This window comes from Antricoccus suffuscus, assembly GCF_003003235.1.
GTDB lineage: Bacteria > Actinomycetota > Actinomycetes > Mycobacteriales > Antricoccaceae > Antricoccus > Antricoccus suffuscus.
Genome location: NZ_PVUE01000011.1, coordinates 81,685 through 98,015 on the forward strand (window position 1 = coordinate 81,685; position 16,331 = coordinate 98,015).

Sequence of the window (16,331 nt, forward strand, 5' to 3'; positions counted from 1 at the left end):
TCAGTAGTCATTACTGAGCGCGTGGAACCGGAATTTCGGGAAGGGCCGCGGCGAGGTCGGCCCGAGTCTCTACGCCGAGCTTGCCGAATGCTTGGTAGAGGTGTGACTCGACGGTGCGCACCGACAACACCAGGCGGGTAGCGATCGCGGCGTTGGACAGGCCGGTCGCGGCCAGCCGCGCGACTTCGTATTCGCGTCGGCTCAGCGTTGAATGCGTCGCGGGTGCAGCGACCAGTGGGGTGCGCGCTCCCTCGCACTGCGCGAGCAAGCTATCGGTGCGTGCTGCGATTCGTGCGGCAGCAGGAAGTGCCTTGATTTTGCGGTAGGCCGCGGCGGCCTGCGCCGCCGCTTCAGCGGCGTGCAGGGTGAGCCCGAGTGACTCGTAGCTGCCAGCCGTCGCTTCCAGCGCTTCGGCGTCGTGCTGCGCGGCCGCGTCAACATGCGACCGCAGGATGAGGGCTAGCTCGGCGTCGGTCTGCGACGCGATGGTCGCGAGTTTCTCGCGTACGGCGCTCGAAGGCGCGCCCAGCCGGAAGGCTAAGTGGAGGAGGCGCGCCTGATGCATGATCAGGTGTTCTAGCCTGGCGGCCCCGTCGAGAGCCAGCCGGATCGCGCCGGTGACGTTGCCGTCAGCCATTTCGATGAGTACGTCGGCGGCCGTGAAGTCCACCTCAGTACGGATGCTCATGGGCGTGGTGGGGCCGGCATCAGCCGCCAGCCTCGCCTTCTTGGCGGCGGATAGGTCACCGACCAATGCGTAGGCTTGGGCGAGGATTGCATGAGCCCACTGAAGTACGCCGCCGATATTCATCTGCTGAAACGCCTCGATCGCTTCAACAAGTACATCGCGAGCCGAAAGAGGCTTGCCTCTCATAAGCAGGGTGGTGCCGAGTTCGAGTCCGGTAAGTCCAAGGCCCATTTTGTCCTGGTTATCCCCGACCTTGCGCATATAAGCGGTGAGGACCGGCTCCATCACGAGTGCCCGGCCCTCGAGAATGTGGCGCATGTTCGCTTGCAGATCTGCGGTGGTCTGAGCGGCAGCCGCCTCCGGCGCTCTCGTGGCGGCGAGTAGTCGAAGCCGGTCACGTGCCGACTCGGCCAGTGCCATTTGCCCTAGGTATACCGCGGCCTCACCGGTTAGTCGGGCAGCCAGGTACGTCGCGGCAGGACTTGCGTCCGGATCGTTGAGGGCCGCTGCCGTCAAGGTCAACACGTCCGGCATGCGACCGTCGTCTAACACGATCGCGGCGCGATAGCCGTCGACAAAGTAGCGCGATTCTCGGTCAGAATGCTGTGCTGCAAATCGATCGAGCATCGACAGAGTCGGAGCGCGCTGGGCGAGGCCTTGATAGAGGGCGTTGAAGCGTTCGGTGAGGTATGAGTGTTGGAGCGCGTGATCCGGCGCGGCGAGAATCTGCGTCTCGCTCGCGGCCAGGATGGATTCCGCTGCGGTGAACTTCTGCTGCCCACTCAGGGACTGGGCGAGAGCGACGGCCGCGGCTGGCCCCCCGGCGCGATCTGCCGCAGCCTGTGCGAGTCGTTCGCCGAGGCGATAGTCGAATGCATGATTGGCGATTATCGCGGCTTGCGTCAGGTAGCCGGCGGACACATGCGCGCCGGCATCTAGCCGCCAGGTAGCGATCCGCATCCGATCTTGATCGGTTCGGCGTCCGAACTCGGTGAGAGCATCGGACAGGATGCGTAGTAGCCGGCGTCGTTCGGCCGCCCCGAGCTGCGCCAGGGTCACGTCGCCGTACAGCGGATGAGCCAGCCGGCAGTTGATTTCCCCGCCTTCGTCGTGGAGCTGTGCAAGGCCGGCCGCTTCGATGCGGGCGATCGCGGCGGGAGGGATGATCTGTTCGATAACCGTGATCGGTAGCGGTTCGCCGAGTGCGATGATCGCTAGCGCGTGGCGATCGACACTCGAGAGCCCTTCCAACCGTTCGCTGACCGCATCGACAAGCCTGGGTGGTAGGTCGGTAGGTCCGTCCCAGACCCATATCCCGTCATGCTGGCGCAAGCCACCGCTAGCGGTCGAGCCAAGGATCATCTCGCGGATATATAGCGCATTGCCGCGGCTACCCGATGCAAGGCGGAGTGACGCTTGCGCGCTGAACCGCCCGCCGAGCGCCGTCGATACGAGCGTGTCGGTCTCCTCAGGCGAGAACGGTTGCAGGTCGACGCGTAAGGCGAGCCCGTCTTTCCACAATGTGGTGATTGGGTCGGGGGTCGGCTCACCTCGACGCACACTGGCAATCACGGTCGCCGCGCCGGCGAGCGCGATATGCAAAACTAGCGCGGCACTGCCCGGGTCGAGGAGGTGAGCGTCGTCGATAGCCAACACGAATCGTCGTCGGTCGGCGCCGAGAAGAGCGGCAGCGAATGCCCGGTAGAGACCGGCCGGGTCCTCAAACGAGGCGGCCGATAGCTCGGGCGTCAGGTGCGCCAGCGCGGCGTACGGCGTTTGACGTGCCGACCGTGTCCCGATCGCCCAGGCAGTGTGCATCTGTTGATCCTGAGCCCAAGCGACGGCTTCCTGGATCAGCCGCGTTTTGCCCACGCCTGGCTGTCCGTAAACGACCGCGCCCGACGGTGCGCCCGGTCGCTCGTTGCCGCGGACAATGGCCGATTTGAGGACGCTGAACTCTTCTTCGCGTGCGGTAAACGGCCACGGTGCGCGGGCGTCTCGGAGCGCGGTGGGGGGATCGGCCCGCTCATTGGTGATCTGGCGAGTGCTCAGTAAGCTCGGGTCCTGATTGAGGATCCGCTGATGTAAGTCAACAAGTTCGGTCGACGGCTCTAGGCCGAGCTCGTCGAGCAATGCCCGACGGGTCCTGGCATATACCTCCAGGGCAGCACCCTGGCTACCGGAGCCATAGAGGGCAAGCATCTGCAGATAGCGGAATCGTTCGCGAAAGGGGTGCTCACGAGTCTCGCCCTCGAGTTCGGCGGCGGCCTCGGCGTATTTGCCTCTGCCGATCAGGGCGTCAACGCGCTGCTCGATCGCGACCAGGCGCAGCGCCGCGAGGCGCTCGATCTCCGACATTGCGAAGTCAAGACCGTCCCATTCGGCTAACGCCGGGCCTCGCCACAACTTCAGCGCTGCGCTCGCGTGACCCGACGCGAGGGTGCTGACAAAACGTTGCGAGTCCAGTTCGCGATCATCTATGCGCAGTTCGTAGCCATTCGAGGTTGTCTGCAGCCGGTCCCGGCCGAGCACTTTGCGCAACTGGCTGATGTATCGATGCAGTGACGTGCGAGCGGTCGGCGGAGCGCCGGCGGGCCACAGTTCATCGAGAAGTTGCGCGACGCTGACCGACTCGTTGCGGCGAACCGTGAGCAGGGCGAGGAGTGTCCGCTGGCGGCCTTTCCCGACAGCGAGTTCACGGCCAGCATTCCAGACTTCGAATGCGCCGAGAATCCGGAACTCCATCGTCACCCCCTCATTGGCCTGCGTGGTCCGCCCAGCCTGCGCGTATGCGCGGCTTCGGAACCCACGTCTTTTGCCATGATCGCCGAGATTGAGCCTAGTGGCCAGGGCCGACAGGATCTTTCTACGGCCGTCGTCACACGATCAAACGGAGGTCAGTCGGCGAACTGCCTGACCGGACCAACATCGCGCACTTGGAGCACAGCCGTACCGGCGTTGTCGGAGGCGTCGAGCTCGACGACGGCAGAGATCCCCCAGTCGTGATCGGAGTCAGGGTCGTCGAAGATCTGACGCAGCTCCCAGCGATCGTCGTACTCCTCGATCGTGAGCATCGCCGGCCCTCGAGCGTCCGGACCGGTCCCGATGCGGTCGTATTCGTCAAAGTACGCCGTCAGCGCTTCCTCCCACGCTTCCGCGTCCCAGCCGGCTTCGACGTCGAGCGCGCCGAGTTCGTCGTACCGGCGTAGCGCCGCCAGCTCGACCCGGCGAAACAGTGCATTGCGCACCAGCACTCGAAACGCGCGTTTGTTACCGGTAACCGGTCGTGGTTCGTCGTCGACCATCTCCGGTCGAACCTCCACCGACGTGTCCCCGGAGGCCAGCTGCTCCCATTCGTCGAGCAGGCTCGAGTCGGTCTGTCGCACAACCTCACCGAGCCATTCCGTTAGATCGGAGAGATCCTCGGTACGAGCCGTATCCGGAACCGTGTGTCGCAAAGCCTTGTAGGCGTCAGAGAGGTAGCGCAGCACCATGCCTTCGGAACGGGCGAGCTGATAGAAGGAAACATATTCGGTGAACGTCATTGCACGCTCGAACATGTCCCGTGCGACCGTTTTAGGCTGCAGCTCGTAGTCGGCGATCCACGGATGCCCTGACCGATATCGGGAGTACGCCGCCTCTAGTAGCTCGCGCAACGGCTGGGGGTGCGCGATGTCCTCAAGTAGCTCCATCCGTTCGTCGTACTCGATCCCGTCGGCTTTCATCTCCGCAACAGCCTCGCCACGGGCCTTGGAACGCTGGGCCGAGATGATCGTGCGCGGGTCCTCCAAGGTCGACTCCAGAATCGACACGACATCCAGTGCATAGGTGGGATCTTCGACGTCCAGAAGCTCGAGCGCAGCCACTGCAAATGGCGACAGCGGTTGGTTCAGAGCGAAGTTTTCCTGGAGATCAACTGTCAGTCGGACTAGGCGGCCGTCGGCGTCCGGCGTGTTGAGTTGCTCGACGACTCCGCCGGCCAACAGCGCGCGGTAGATGCTGATTGACTCGCGGACCAGCCGGTTCTGCGATCGGCGGTCCTCATCGTTGTCGCGCAACAGGTGGCGCATTGCCTCGAACGCACTGTTACGTCCGTCCTGTTGCTCCGGCGGTGGCCCGGGGCGCGCGATTACGTTGAGCAGCATGGAGTGACTGACCCGCATCCGCGATACGAGAGGTTCCGGGGCGGCGCCGATGAGGTAATCGAACGTCTTCTCACTCCACGACACGAATCCCTGTGGTGGTTTCTTGCGTACCACCTTGCGGCGCTTCTTCGGATCGTCGCCCGCTTTGGCCAGTGCCTTGTAGTTTTCGACCTCATGCTCTGGCGCCTGTACGACGACCGTGCCGACCGTGTCGTAGCCGGCTCGCCCCGCGCGGCCGGCAATCTGGTGAAACTCGCGGACGTGCAGGTGCCGCTGCCGTACGCCGTCGTACTTGCTCAACCCGCTGAACAGGACCGTGCGGATGGGTACGTTGATACCGACGCCGAGAGTGTCGGTGCCGCAAATGACTTTGAGCAGCCCCGCCTGGGTGAGTGTCTCGACGAGTCGCCGATAGCGGGGGAGCATGCCTGCGTGGTGTACGCCGATGCCCATGCGAACCAGGCGCGAGAGCGTCTTACCGAATCCCGAACGGAACCGGAAGTTTCCTATCTTTGCTGCGATCGCGTCCTTTTCTTCACGCGTACACACCTTCAAGCTGGACAACGCCTGAGCGCGCTCGAGCGCCGAAGCCTGGGTGAAATGTACGACGTACACCGGCGCCTGATGCGTGGACAAGAGTTCTTCGAGCGTTTCGTGGACCGGCGTTACGACGTACTCGAAGTTGAGCGGGACGGGTCGCTCCGCCGACGTGACTGTCGTGCTGGTGCGGCCGGTACGACGGGTGAGTTCGGACTCGAAGCGAGACGTGTCGCCAAGAGTCGCGGACATCAGCACGAACTGTGCCTGGGGTAGCTCGATGAGCGGCACTTGCCATGCCCAGCCGCGGTCTGGGTCGGAGTAGAAGTGGAACTCGTCCATGACCACGAGCCCGATGTCGGCGCCTGGTCCTTCCCGAAGTGCCTTATTGGCAAGGACTTCCGCGGTTGCGGTGATGATGGGCGCGTCCGGGTTGACCGAGGCGTCCCCGGTGAGCATGCCGACGTTTTCCGCACCGAACATGTCGCACAGCGCGAAGAACTTCTCCGAGACAAGCGCCTTGATGGGCGCAGTGTAGACACTTCGCTTACCTTGTGCGAGCGCGGCAAACTGCGCACCGGCCGCGATCAGGCTCTTGCCTGAGCCAGTCGGGGTCGCGACGATGACGTTGGATCCGGAGAGGATCTCGATCAGCGCCTCGTCCTGAGCAGGGTAGAGCTCTAGACCGGCCCGTGCGGTGGACGTCGCGAATGCGTCGTACAACGAGTCGGGGTCGGTGTTTTCGGGGAGGTGATCGATTAGCGCCATCGTTTACCCATCGTGCCCTATGCCGCTGACCGGTCATCCGCGGGAACCTATTTGATGGCGAGCGCGCTGAGGGCCGAGCCGACAGCGCCCGTGATGGGCAGGGGAGAGGCGCTGAACATGAACTCGTACCGTCCGTCGGCCGCGCAGTCCTCTGCGAGCGCTTCGAGGTCGAAGATCTCGCCGATCGGGATCCCCATGTAGGTGAGGGCGACGATGTGCAGTGGCTGGTAAACGTCGATCTCGTTGGGCTTTACTTCCATTCCCCATGTATCGGTGACGATCGCAGCGACCTCGTGCTCGTGCAGCCACGGAGCGGTGTGCAGCGACAGCCCGGGGGACGCACCGCCGGCGTAGTCCCGCCACTCATTGCGCCGTACGCCGAGATGCCCCGTCCGCACGAGTACGGCATCGCCGCTGCGAATCTCCACACCCTCGGCCGCACACGCGTCGTCGAGCATCGCAGTAGTGACCGCCTCGCCCGGATCCATAGCGGCCCGTCCGGTCAGTTTCGGGATGTCCAGCAGCACACCGCGCATCACTATCTTGCCGGTGAAGTTCTGGATTCCATTGCGGTGCGCACCGCGGGAGTCGACCTCGGAGGCGTCCCGGTTGTTATACATCTTCCCCTTGTAGAAGATGTGCGCGAATGCGTCCCACTGAGTGCCGCACTGGTTGGGCATGACGATGTAGTCATCGGCATACCCGAACCCCTTGGCGTCACCGCCACCACGGCGCAGCCGATCCTGGCGCCCCGAGGCCGCGTCCGAACCGGTCATGGTCATGAACAGTTGCGGATTGGTCCGCCCACCGCCAATCTGCGGACCGTTGGCGTCGTACGGCAGGGACAACGAGATGACCTTGCCGTCGGTCACCAGGCCGGCCGCAGACTTGATCTGGTCTGGACCAACGAAGTTGAGGGCGCCAAGTTCGTCGTCGACACCCCACCTTCCCCAGTTCGAATACTTTTCGATGTACTCGGCAAGGACATCCGACATGGCAACCATCCAGTTCTACTCGGGATCTGTCACCTGATCATTGCCGATGACGTCCAGGCCGGTAACCGGTAGTCGCAAGTTGCCGCTAGAGGGAGGCGTACAGCGCCTTCTCGAAGTCGGCGTACATCTGCATCGACGCTGGCGTCACAAAGGGCAAGAACTGGGTGTACGTCGCCCCCGTGATGCCAGTGTCGCGGTCGATCCAGAAGTGCGTGTTGCAGATGCCTGCCCACGTGCCGCTGCCGGCGGCGCGCATTCCCGGCTGCTGCTGGGTGTTGATCATGAGCCCGAGGCCCCACTTGTTGCCTGGCCCGGCGTTGAAGTCGCAACTGGAATTCGGGTCGGCGGTCTTGACCTCTGCGGGAAACTCCAGATCGCCTACCTGATTGATAAAGGCAGCGTCAACGGTCGCCGGCTCCAAGATTTTCTGGCCGCCGAATGTCCCGCCGCCGAGCAGCATCTGCTGAAACTTGAGATAGTCACGCGGCGTGGAGTACAGCCCGTGGCCGCCTGCCCACCAGTCTGGCTGCTGATTCCAGTCGACATCGGTAGCAACCCATGCGCCGTCCTCGCCAGGGACGTGGATGGGTACGGAACGGGCGCGCTGCTGTTCGTCCATCAGGAACGTCGTGTCCGACATTCCTAGCGGGCCAGCGATGTGTGCTTCGATGTAGTCCCGTAGCGACTCACCACTGGTGGCCTCGACGACCTTGCCGAGCCAGTCGATGTTGATGCCGTACTCGATCTTGGTGCCAGGGTCGGCGATCATGGGTGCGTTGAAGATTTCGTCCTTGCCGCCGAGCACGTTGCTGGTGCCCGTGACCGCTTCCCACTTGACAATGTCGGCGTTCCAGAACCAGTAAGACAGCCCGCTGGTATGTGTCGCAAGCTGCCTGACGGTCGCCTTGGTCGCCGGTGCCCGCAGCCGTGGCGTGTCTGCGTCGAAGCCGTCGAGCACTTTGACATCGGCGAATTGCGGGCAGTACTGCTCGACCGGTGCGTCCAAGTCGAGCTTGCCCTGCTCGAGCTGCTGGAGGGCGGCCACGGTGGCGACCATCTTTGTCATCGAAGCGATCCGAAACAGCGAGTCGGCGGTTACCGGCTCGCCCTGCCCGACCGTCCGCGGTCCGGCCGCGCCCTCGTAAATGGTTCCGTTGCGATCGGCCGCCATCGCCACGACATTTGGTACGGCGCCAGCATCGACTGCTCCCTGCAGCACGGCATCTATGGATGAACTCATGGGTTTCCCCTCCCGTGTGATCGCCGCCGCCAGCTTGACGGCCAGCATTGTCAATCAGAACAGAGCGCGGGAGCGAATACCAGGCTTAGGCGGGTTCGGTCTCGCCGATGACCAGCCCGTGCGCATTAAGCGCCTGGACTGCGACGTACGTCGAACCGTCCGGGACTGGCAGGCTGGTCTCGAAATGTTTCATCGGTACAGGGGATTGCGCGGATGCGTTCGCCTTGTCCGGGCCGGTGATCAGCCGCCACGACGCCACCTCGGTCGCGCCATTCCAACTGACCTTGATCGTGGCCTTGTCGTCGTCGAGGACGGCGGCGGGAGAGTCGGTCGGAGTCGCTACCCATGGCTGCTTAAAAGTGCGATAACTCTGACAGCCGCCGATGGCCATATCGGAGATCAGCGTGCCATCTGCCTTGTATTCCGAGTAGTATCCCTTCGATCCCCAGCCGACAAAGACGTTGCCGTTGTCGAGCACATCCACGCTCCCTTGGCTGCCGGACAGCCGATTCGTGGGCGGTAGGTATTCCGTGACAACCGTGGCGGTCATCGAGGCCATGTCAAGACTGAGCCGCAGGCCGCGCGAGTTTTCCGCTGTGGCCGGCAGCGCCGAGTTGTCATACAGGGTCAGAGTCCCGTCGGCCTGACGTTCCGCGTCATGCTGCCAGGCAAACGTCGTACCTTCGCCCATCTTGAAGTCGCTCGACTTACCGCCCAGGATCCAGTTCACGTCGCCGCTGTCGCGCGAAATGCTGTAGACCGAATGCGTGTTGCGAGCCGATACCAGCAGCGAGCCGTCGGTGTCTTCCGAGATCGAATTGATGTGGAAGTAGTCGAATGGCGCGTCCTTTGTGCCGGAGTCATCATCGTCCTTGTCCGGATCACCCTCGGGTTTTGACTTCGTGTCTGTGACTGGCACATGGTCGAGTGAGTGCCATTCGAAGACGACGGCGCCGGTAGCGATGTTGATTTCCTGAATCACCCCATCCAGGATCCAGCCGTCCTTTGGACCGCCCACCTTGGTGAGGTCGTGCTTGACGGGCACGTACGCGGTCACGAGCATTGTGCCGTGCGCCGTGATCCTCGCTTCGTGGGCGTCTGCGTTGCCTTTCTTGACATCGCCGCCGGTGGTCACCGTGGCAATCTTCTTGTACGACGTATCCATCACAGTGACACCGCCGTACCCGTAGCCCTTGGCCAGCTTGCCGGACCACCAGGTCAGGACCGGCTGTCCTTGATACTGCTGGACACGAAGATCGAAGACCTCGTCGCCGTTGGGACCGATCCACACCGGTTCGCCGGACGTGTCGGTGATCAGCGGACCGTCGGTTGGGCAGGTCTCGCCCTTCGGGCCAAGGAGTACGACGTGATCGGAAATGCGGGCCGGGGCGAGGCCGGGGGAGGTTGGCTCGGCGATCGGCGCGGCAAGATCCGGGCGGCTTGCGTACTGGTGGGCGGGGGCAACTTCGGGCTCCTCAGGGGAGCTGCTACACCCGGTCGCGACAAGGGCTAAGGACAGAAGGTACGCCGACCGGCGGGCTGACTTGCGGCGTTGAGGTCGCTGAATCATGCCTCTTGTCTATCCCAGGTCGAACCCCTCTCGCCTGGCGAATCTGGCTCGGTCGCTGGTTCTGTGGCCGATCGCATATCGCCGATAGTCCGGGTTCGTGGCGACGGAGACTTGTGCTCAGCGGCATGAATCACTTATCGTAAATTCATCAGACAACCTGCGAAGGGGTGCCATGGCGGTCGGACAGTTGCGGCGTGCGGTACTGGCCGAACAAGCCGTGGCGGAGTTGCAAAAGCAGCTGACCGCAGGGGAGTGGGCGGTCGGTGAGCGACTGCCTCCCGAGCAGCAGCTTGCCGAACAACTCGGCGTCGGCCGCTCGACCGTGCGCGAGGCATTGCGTGCGCTCGCCAACGCCGGTTGGGTTCAGTCGCGCCAGGGCGCAGGAACGTTTGTGCTGGCAGATCGGCCGCCGGCCACGGACCTCGCTACTACTTTGCGTAGGGCACAAATGATCGAGGTTTACGAAGTACGCCAAGGGCTCGAGCTGCAGGCCGCGCGACTGGCCGCGGTACGCCGTACACCCGCCGACCTGCAGCGCATGGATGAGGCACTCGTCCGGCGTAAGCGCGCGCTGTCGGCGCGCCGCTTGCCGGCTTACGTCGACGCCGATCTCGACTTCCATCGGGCGGTCGTGACCGCCGCGCACAACTCCGTGCTGTCTGAGGTCTTCGCCTCCTTCAGCGCGGCATTGCGCACGACACTTACCGGCCTCACGCAGGACCCCGGCCCACGGAACGCCTCGCACGCGGTGCATGTCGCTTTGGCCGAAGCGATCCGGGCGGGGGATCCCGACGCGGCGGGCGCCGCGACGTTGGACCACCTGAGCGACACACAGGCAAGACTTGAACGACTCATCGACAGTAAACAGCCAGCAGTGAGGGAGTCCTGATGGCCGCGACTGTGACCAACGCCGAGACGCGCACCGAACGCAAAGCTCGCAACCGCGTGATCGACCCGCGACAGCTCGGCATGTTGATGGCCAGTCATACCGTCGACGACATCTATCAGGGCGCGGTGCCGGCAATTATCCCGTTCCTGATCCTCGAGCGCGGCTACAGCTATACCGCCGCCGCCGGCATCACCCTCGCCGCGACGGTGCTGTCTTCGGTGATCCAGCCGGTGTTCGGGATTCTCGCGGATAAGCGGCACATGCCGTGGTTACCCGCGATCGGTCTGCTCGTTGCCGGGATCGGCATCGGCCTGGCGGGGCTTGGTTCGGCGTACTGGCAGGTGTGGTGTGCCGTCGCGCTGTCCGGCATCGGTGTGGCGGCGTACCACCCGGCAGCGGCAAAGGCCGCACGCCTCGCTGCCGGTACGTCGGCGCAGGGCATGAGCTGGTTTGCAGTGGGTGGCAACATCGGCCTCGCGCTCGGTCCAGCGCTCGCAACGCCGCTGCTGCTGGCATTCGGGCTCGTTAGTACGCCGATTTTGGTTATTCCAGCGGTGGTCATGGCGGTTGTGTTCCTGGCATTCAATCGTCGGGTCAAAGAACGCATGCGTAGTCGTGCGGGTACTAAGACCAAGGACGTCGAGCCGCAGACCGACGATTGGCGGTCCTTCCGCTGGCTCACCGCGATGGTGATCATGCGCTCGATCGTCTACTTCGGTATGTCGACCCTCGTCGCCGTGTACGTCATCAAGGAGTATTCGGCGTCGAAGGCAATCGGCGCCGCGGTATTGACGTCATTCCTAGGTCTCGGCGCGGCTTCGACGGTGTTCGGCGGTTGGCTGGCCGACCGCATTGGACGGGTCGTAACGATCCGGATCGGTTACACCGTAGCGATTCCAGCGCTCGTGTTTCTGCTGCTGGCACCCAACACGACGCTGGCCTGGATTGCGGCGGTGTGCGTTGCCTTCGGGATCTACTGCCCGTTTTCGGTGCAGACCACGCTGAGTCAGGATTACCTGCCCAACCACCTCGGTACGGCGTCCGGCGTCACCATTGGCCTTGCGGTGTCCGCCGGCGGGATTTTCGCTCCTGTTCTTGGTTTGATCGGTGACCACTTCGGCCTTCAATGGGCCATCGCAACGTTGTTGCTCGGCCCGGTGTTCGCGCTCCTTCTCAGTCTTCGGTTACGAGACCGTATCCACGTATAGCCCCTGCGATCGCTGTCCTTACGTGGGCTGGAATCGCACCGGGAGTGGCCCTCGCGTCACGACAAACGCTAGGAGGCGACATGGGCAATCCCTGGCGCGCGGCGCTCTTGGCGGCCAGCCTCGGGATCGGCATCCTGTTGACTCCTGCAGCGCCAAGCCGTCGTCCTCAGCAAGTTGCCGGTGGAACCCGCACTTCCGGTTTCTTTCCGACACGGATGCGGCTACGGGCGCAGTCCCGCTACCAGCAGGTCAAGTAATCGCTCGACCTGTGCGGGGTTGCCGACCGTGGCGGTGGAAAGGAAGATTCCGACGAGAGCAGTGGTGACGTCCTCTGCAGGGACGTCGTCGCGGAGGACGCGCTGCGTTGCTCCGGATTCGAGGAAGTCCGCCAACACCTGGGTGATCCGAGCCCGAGTGTCCGGTGTGGCGATCGTGCCGGCCGCCCAGCCGGACCGGAGGGTGTCGAGCATCCCGCGCTTGGTCGTCACGAATGCGGCGTACCGATCCATCCAGCCGCGAAGAGCGACATCGGCCGGGTGTATCCGCAGGAGTTCGGGAGCGCATCCGGTGACGTCGTCGAGTTCGGCGGCATAGACGGCGTCGACAAGTGCCTCACGCGTGGGGAAGTGGCGATACAGGGTGCCGATGCCCACGCCTGCCGCGCGAGCCACTGCCTCGAGCGAGGTGGCTGTGTCAGTGGCGACGAAGGCATCGCGTGCGACCGCGATCAGTCGTTCACGGTTGCGTTGCGCGTCGGCTCGCTTAGGGCGTCGGGTAGCTTCGGTCAAAGCGGAGGGTCCTCCGTTAATGCTAGAGTTGGCGTAGCGGATGTTCCTCCGCTTACCAAGAGTATTTCACGACCGGAGGCCAGCCCATGACAAGATCACCCAGCACCGCATTACCGGGCGGCTCCGCGCTGCTCGCCGGACATCAGGTCGCCCGTATTGGCTACGGCGCCATGCAGCTCGAGCGACTGCGCGAAGACCCGAAGGCGGCGATCGGACTCGTTCGCCGCGCTGTGGAAGCTGGAGTGAGCCACGTTGACACCGCCCAGTTCTACGGCGACGGATTCGCCAACGATGTGCTCAGTCGTGCGCTGCACGCCACTGACGAGGTTGTCGTGGTCACTAAGGTTGGCGCCGACTCTAACCCAGGTGGCCCGATTCCACTTCGGCCGGCACAGCGTCCCGGCGACCTGCGGGCCAGCGTTGAGGACAACCTGCGCGGCCTCGGGGCTGACCGGCTGGCGGTGGTCAACCTCCGGCGGCTCGGGGACGGACCTGGCATCGAGGCCGATGGTGACCAGGTCGTCCCGATCGAGGATCAACTCGCGACAATGATCGCGCTACGAGACGAAGGCAAGATCGGCGCGATCGGGCTCAGCGGCGTCACTCTCGACGACCTGCGGACCGCCCTGCCAGCGGGCATCGCATGTGTGCAGAACGCGTACAACGTGATCAGTCGTGAGCACGAAGACCTCTTGGCGCTCTGTATCGCGGAAGGCATTGCCTGGGTCCCGTTCTTCCCGCTCGGCAGCGCGTTTGCGAGGTTCCCGAACGTCGCAGACGACCCCGTCGTCAGCGACGCGGCGGCCACCCTCGGTGTCCCTCCCGTGCAGATTGGGCTCGCCTGGCTACTTGCGCACGCGCCGAATGTGCTTCTCGTACCAGGAACGGCCAGCGTGGCGCACCTGGAGGAGAATCTCGCGGCCGGTGACCTGGTGTTGCCGCCCACAATGATCGCCGCCCTCGATGGATGACTCACTTCAGCGCCGAAACCAACGCGGCGAACACCGCCGTCGCGGGACTCGTGCTGGCGCTACCGAATGGGATGTCGCTGTTGACGAGGACGATGATCGTGGTGTTCAGCTTGTCGTTGTGAAAGAGCGACGTGGTGTAGCCCGGTATGTCGCCATCGTGACCCCACCAACCGTTTCGGTCGCCAATGCCGATGCCGTATCCGGCCGTTGCGGTCATCGGTGGGATGTCGCGAATGACAGAGTTGCGTCGCAGTTTCTCAGTGGACGGCTTTAGGATTCCCTTGCCGGTGAATAGCGCGTCTCCCCATGTCTTCAGGTCCCCAAGAGTGGAAATCACCTCGCCCGCCGTGAACGCGATGGACGGACTGAACAGGGTCGCGTCAACACTTTTCCCGGGATCCTGGCCCTGGTTTGAGATGCCGTTCAGATGTGGGCTCGGGATGGCGTTGGTGCCCGTTGGAAACGACGTGTGCTTCATGCCGAGTGGATCAAAAAGGCGCTTCTTGAACACGGCAGCGATCGGCTCGTCCGTGACCTTCTCAATCACCATGCCCAGGAGTACGTAGTTGGTATTGGAATACTCCCAGCCGGCGCCTGGGGCAAAGTCGGCCGGTGTTCCGATCACGAAGTCGACGAGCTGCTGCGGCTTCCACTGCCGGTCCGGGTCGGCGAACACCTGACTCTGCCACTGCGGATTGGCGGTGTACGAAGGGATCCCGCTCGTCATATCGGCGAGTTGCCGCAACGTCGCCGTGTCACCGTTCGGGAGGTCAGGGACGTACTTTCCAATCGTGTCGTCGAGTGACAGCTTGTGCTCCTGCATGAGCTGCAGCAGAACTGTTGCTGTCATGGTCTTGGTGAGAGATCCGATCCTCGTATGGTCGGCCGGCGTCGGAGCGGCGCTCGATCCCGACCGCGCGGTGCCCGAAGCGCCGATCCAGGTGCCGCCTGGCGAGACTACTTCGGCGATCACTCCGGGGAAGTCGCCCTGAGCGCGGGTGTCATCTAGCGTCTTCTGGAACAGCGCAGCGGTCTCGGCGGGCGCAGTCGCGGCCGAGGTCGTGCTCGCTGCGCTACTCGAAGCGGCATCTGCCGCGCAGCCGGAGAGTGCTAGTGACGCGACCGCGATCAGGGCTGCAGCAGCGCAGAAGCGGCGGTTTGCCATGAAGATCGTCATCGCCCGGTGTCCAATCTCGCGTGCGGGTGCGGTGTGCTGGGGTTCCCTAGGTCAGCTTGACGACGGCGCGTCCGGCGACAACGTGTCATCGAGCCAATCGAGCACTCGCTGGTTGAGCAGGGAGCGGTTGCCCATCTCGCAGTGCTCACCGGCACCCTCGGCGGCAGTGAACCGCAGCAGCGTCTTCTCGCTCGTCAGCGCGTCGTAGAAATCGGAGGTCGCCACTGCCAGCGGATCGTGCTCCGCTGCGGTCAATAACATCGGGCAGCGGATCCTCCCGACACGGTCCTTCAGTGTGTAGCGCGCGGATTTACTGATGAACTCGCGCAGGTTTTTCGCGCCGTTGGCCCACAACCCGCGCTGCACGATGGCCCAGCGAAGTTGCCTGTCGGCCTGAATTGCGCTCCACATGCCTTCGATCGTCGCGTCGGGCAGGTTGTCGAGGTCGGCCACATCCTCGGCGCTGGCGCCGAACCTCATCGCAAAGCCTCGAATCGATTCGGCGATATCCCACTGGCCCGGATCTGCGATGCACGCGGCAAGACGCGGTTCGGCTGAGGCTGCGCGAGGAGCGAGGTAGCCACCAAGACTCCAGCCGCTGAGCGCGATTTTCGCGCGATCGACGATCTTGACCGTCTCGGCGTAGTCGACAACGGCGGCGATCACGACCTCCCAGTCCGGCCGAAGTGATACGCCTCGCTCATACAACATCGCCCCTTGACCGGGCCCGTCGAACATCAGGACGTGATATCCGCGCCGCAACGCGGCGATCCCTGAGGCGAAGTAGAGATCGGTGATCGTGGCGTCGTATCCGTTGTTGAGGATCAGCAGTGGGCGTACCTCGGTCTCGCGACCGAAGGCGGGCACGAGGTACGCCGGGAGTTCGGTGTTCTCGTATGGGATGGCGACCGGATGCACGGGTACCGTCGACAACTCCATGCCGCGCCGAAAGGCGTTCATCTGCTTATTGAAGGCACTCAACAGCCTCGGGTCGACCGGTGTGCCGTACAGCGGGTGGTACGCCGCCGCGTACAGGCAACTCGATCGCAGGAACAGATCGCGCGCGCTCTGCGGATGTCCCGCCGCGAGCACTGCCTCGGCTTCGGAGTACTTCGTCGCCGCCGCATCCACCCAGGCGTCGTAGAACGCCGAGTCGTCACCGTCAGCGACAACGTTTGCAACTGCCACGATGTCGCCCATATCGGCGCCGCCCACAGGGATGTAGCCGACCGGCCATTGCCCGAACCCATCATGGAACGCACTATCGAAGAGGGCACCGCGGCGCTTGACAGCAGTGGGCTTCGTCGTCGACCGGGCGGCCCGCGTACTCGTGCTACTCATGATTTGGACTCCAT

Annotated in this window: 12 protein-coding genes; 4 read left to right on the forward strand and 8 right to left on the reverse strand. The window is 63.8% G+C overall.

Annotated elements, in window-relative coordinates; all coding sequences use genetic code 11:
• Positions 1-10: 10 nt before the first annotated feature.
• The 5 genes from CLV47_RS13480 to CLV47_RS13500 form a co-directional block, all read right to left on the reverse strand.
• Positions 11-3,433, reverse strand: coding sequence for an ATP-binding protein (locus CLV47_RS13480; RefSeq protein ID WP_106349571.1), 3,423 nt, complete (start codon positions 3,431-3,433; stop codon positions 11-13).
• A 152-nt stretch (positions 3,434-3,585) separates the two neighbouring features.
• Positions 3,586-6,138: a DEAD/DEAH box helicase gene (locus tag CLV47_RS13485; RefSeq protein WP_106349572.1), complete on the reverse strand. Its 2,553-nt coding sequence runs from the start codon at positions 6,136-6,138 to the stop codon at positions 3,586-3,588.
• Positions 6,139-6,185: 47 nt separating this feature from the next.
• Positions 6,186-7,133 carry a cyclase family protein gene (locus tag CLV47_RS13490; RefSeq protein WP_106349634.1) on the reverse strand — a complete coding sequence of 316 codons (948 nt, stop codon included), beginning with the start codon at positions 7,131-7,133 and terminating at the stop codon, positions 6,186-6,188.
• Positions 7,134-7,218: 85 nt separating this feature from the next.
• Entirely contained in the window at positions 7,219-8,373 is a 1,155-nt protein-coding gene (locus tag CLV47_RS13495) for a serine hydrolase domain-containing protein (protein WP_106349635.1), read from the reverse strand.
• 85 nt (positions 8,374-8,458) lie between these two features.
• Entirely contained in the window at positions 8,459-9,943 is a 1,485-nt protein-coding gene (locus CLV47_RS13500; protein WP_106349573.1) for an arylsulfotransferase family protein, read from the reverse strand.
• Between the two features lie 172 nt (positions 9,944-10,115).
• Between CLV47_RS13500 and CLV47_RS13505 the strand changes: the two genes are divergently transcribed.
• The 3 genes from CLV47_RS13505 (at position 10,116) to CLV47_RS22070 (ending at position 12,297) form a co-directional block, all read left to right on the forward strand.
• Positions 10,116-10,832: a FadR/GntR family transcriptional regulator gene (locus CLV47_RS13505; protein WP_106349574.1), complete on the forward strand. Its 717-nt coding sequence runs from the start codon at positions 10,116-10,118 to the stop codon at positions 10,830-10,832.
• A complete protein-coding gene (locus CLV47_RS13510; RefSeq protein ID WP_238145445.1) occupies positions 10,832-12,040 on the forward strand; it encodes an MFS transporter in 1,209 nt (402 codons plus the stop codon). The genes CLV47_RS13505 and CLV47_RS13510 overlap by 1 nt, the downstream gene beginning before the upstream one ends.
• 80 nt (positions 12,041-12,120) lie before the next feature.
• Complete coding sequence (locus tag CLV47_RS22070; protein ID WP_170111071.1) at positions 12,121-12,297, forward strand: hypothetical protein; 177 nt, start codon at positions 12,121-12,123, stop codon at positions 12,295-12,297.
• Here CLV47_RS22070 and CLV47_RS13515 read toward each other — a convergent pair.
• Complete coding sequence (locus tag CLV47_RS13515; RefSeq protein WP_202862579.1) at positions 12,262-12,828, reverse strand: TetR/AcrR family transcriptional regulator; 567 nt, start codon at positions 12,826-12,828, stop codon at positions 12,262-12,264. The two genes, CLV47_RS22070 and CLV47_RS13515, sit on opposite strands and share 36 nt — an antisense overlap.
• An 86-nt stretch (positions 12,829-12,914) precedes the next feature.
• On the opposite strand from CLV47_RS13515, the gene CLV47_RS13520 reads away from it, so the two are divergent.
• Complete coding sequence (locus tag CLV47_RS13520) at positions 12,915-13,799, forward strand: aldo/keto reductase (RefSeq protein WP_106349576.1); 885 nt, start codon at positions 12,915-12,917, stop codon at positions 13,797-13,799.
• A 1-nt stretch (position 13,800) separates the two neighbouring features.
• Here the strand turns inward: CLV47_RS13520 and CLV47_RS13525 are convergent, their stop codons facing one another.
• Together CLV47_RS13525 and CLV47_RS13530 are read right to left on the reverse strand one after the other, a co-directional pair.
• Complete coding sequence (locus tag CLV47_RS13525) at positions 13,801-14,976, reverse strand: serine hydrolase domain-containing protein (protein ID WP_202862580.1); 1,176 nt, start codon at positions 14,974-14,976, stop codon at positions 13,801-13,803.
• Between the two features lie 51 nt (positions 14,977-15,027).
• A complete protein-coding gene (locus CLV47_RS13530; protein ID WP_106349577.1) occupies positions 15,028-16,317 on the reverse strand; it encodes an alpha/beta hydrolase family protein in 1,290 nt (429 codons plus the stop codon).
• Between the last annotated feature and the right edge of the window lie 14 nt (positions 16,318-16,331).

Coding starts and splice junctions, on each gene's coding strand:
- CLV47_RS13480 (WP_106349571.1), bottom strand. CDS start 3,433: ATGGAGTTCCGGATTCTCGGCGCATTCGAAGTCTGGAATGCTGGCCGT.
- CLV47_RS13485 (WP_106349572.1), bottom strand. CDS start 6,138: ATGGCGCTAATCGATCACCTCCCCGAAAACACCGACCCCGACTCGTTG.
- CLV47_RS13490 (WP_106349634.1), bottom strand. CDS start 7,133: ATGTCGGATGTCCTTGCCGAGTACATCGAAAAGTATTCGAACTGGGGA.
- CLV47_RS13495 (WP_106349635.1), bottom strand. CDS start 8,373: ATGAGTTCATCCATAGATGCCGTGCTGCAGGGAGCAGTCGATGCTGGC.
- CLV47_RS13500 (WP_106349573.1), bottom strand. CDS start 9,943: ATGATTCAGCGACCTCAACGCCGCAAGTCAGCCCGCCGGTCGGCGTAC.
- CLV47_RS13505 (WP_106349574.1), top strand. CDS start 10,116: ATGGCGGTCGGACAGTTGCGGCGTGCGGTACTGGCCGAACAAGCCGTG.
- CLV47_RS13510 (WP_238145445.1), top strand. CDS start 10,832: ATGGCCGCGACTGTGACCAACGCCGAGACGCGCACCGAACGCAAAGCT.
- CLV47_RS22070 (WP_170111071.1), top strand. CDS start 12,121: ATGGGCAATCCCTGGCGCGCGGCGCTCTTGGCGGCCAGCCTCGGGATC.
- CLV47_RS13520 (WP_106349576.1), top strand. CDS start 12,915: ATGACAAGATCACCCAGCACCGCATTACCGGGCGGCTCCGCGCTGCTC.
- CLV47_RS13525 (WP_202862580.1), bottom strand. CDS start 14,976: ATGACGATCTTCATGGCAAACCGCCGCTTCTGCGCTGCTGCAGCCCTG.
- CLV47_RS13530 (WP_106349577.1), bottom strand. CDS start 16,317: ATGAGTAGCACGAGTACGCGGGCCGCCCGGTCGACGACGAAGCCCACT.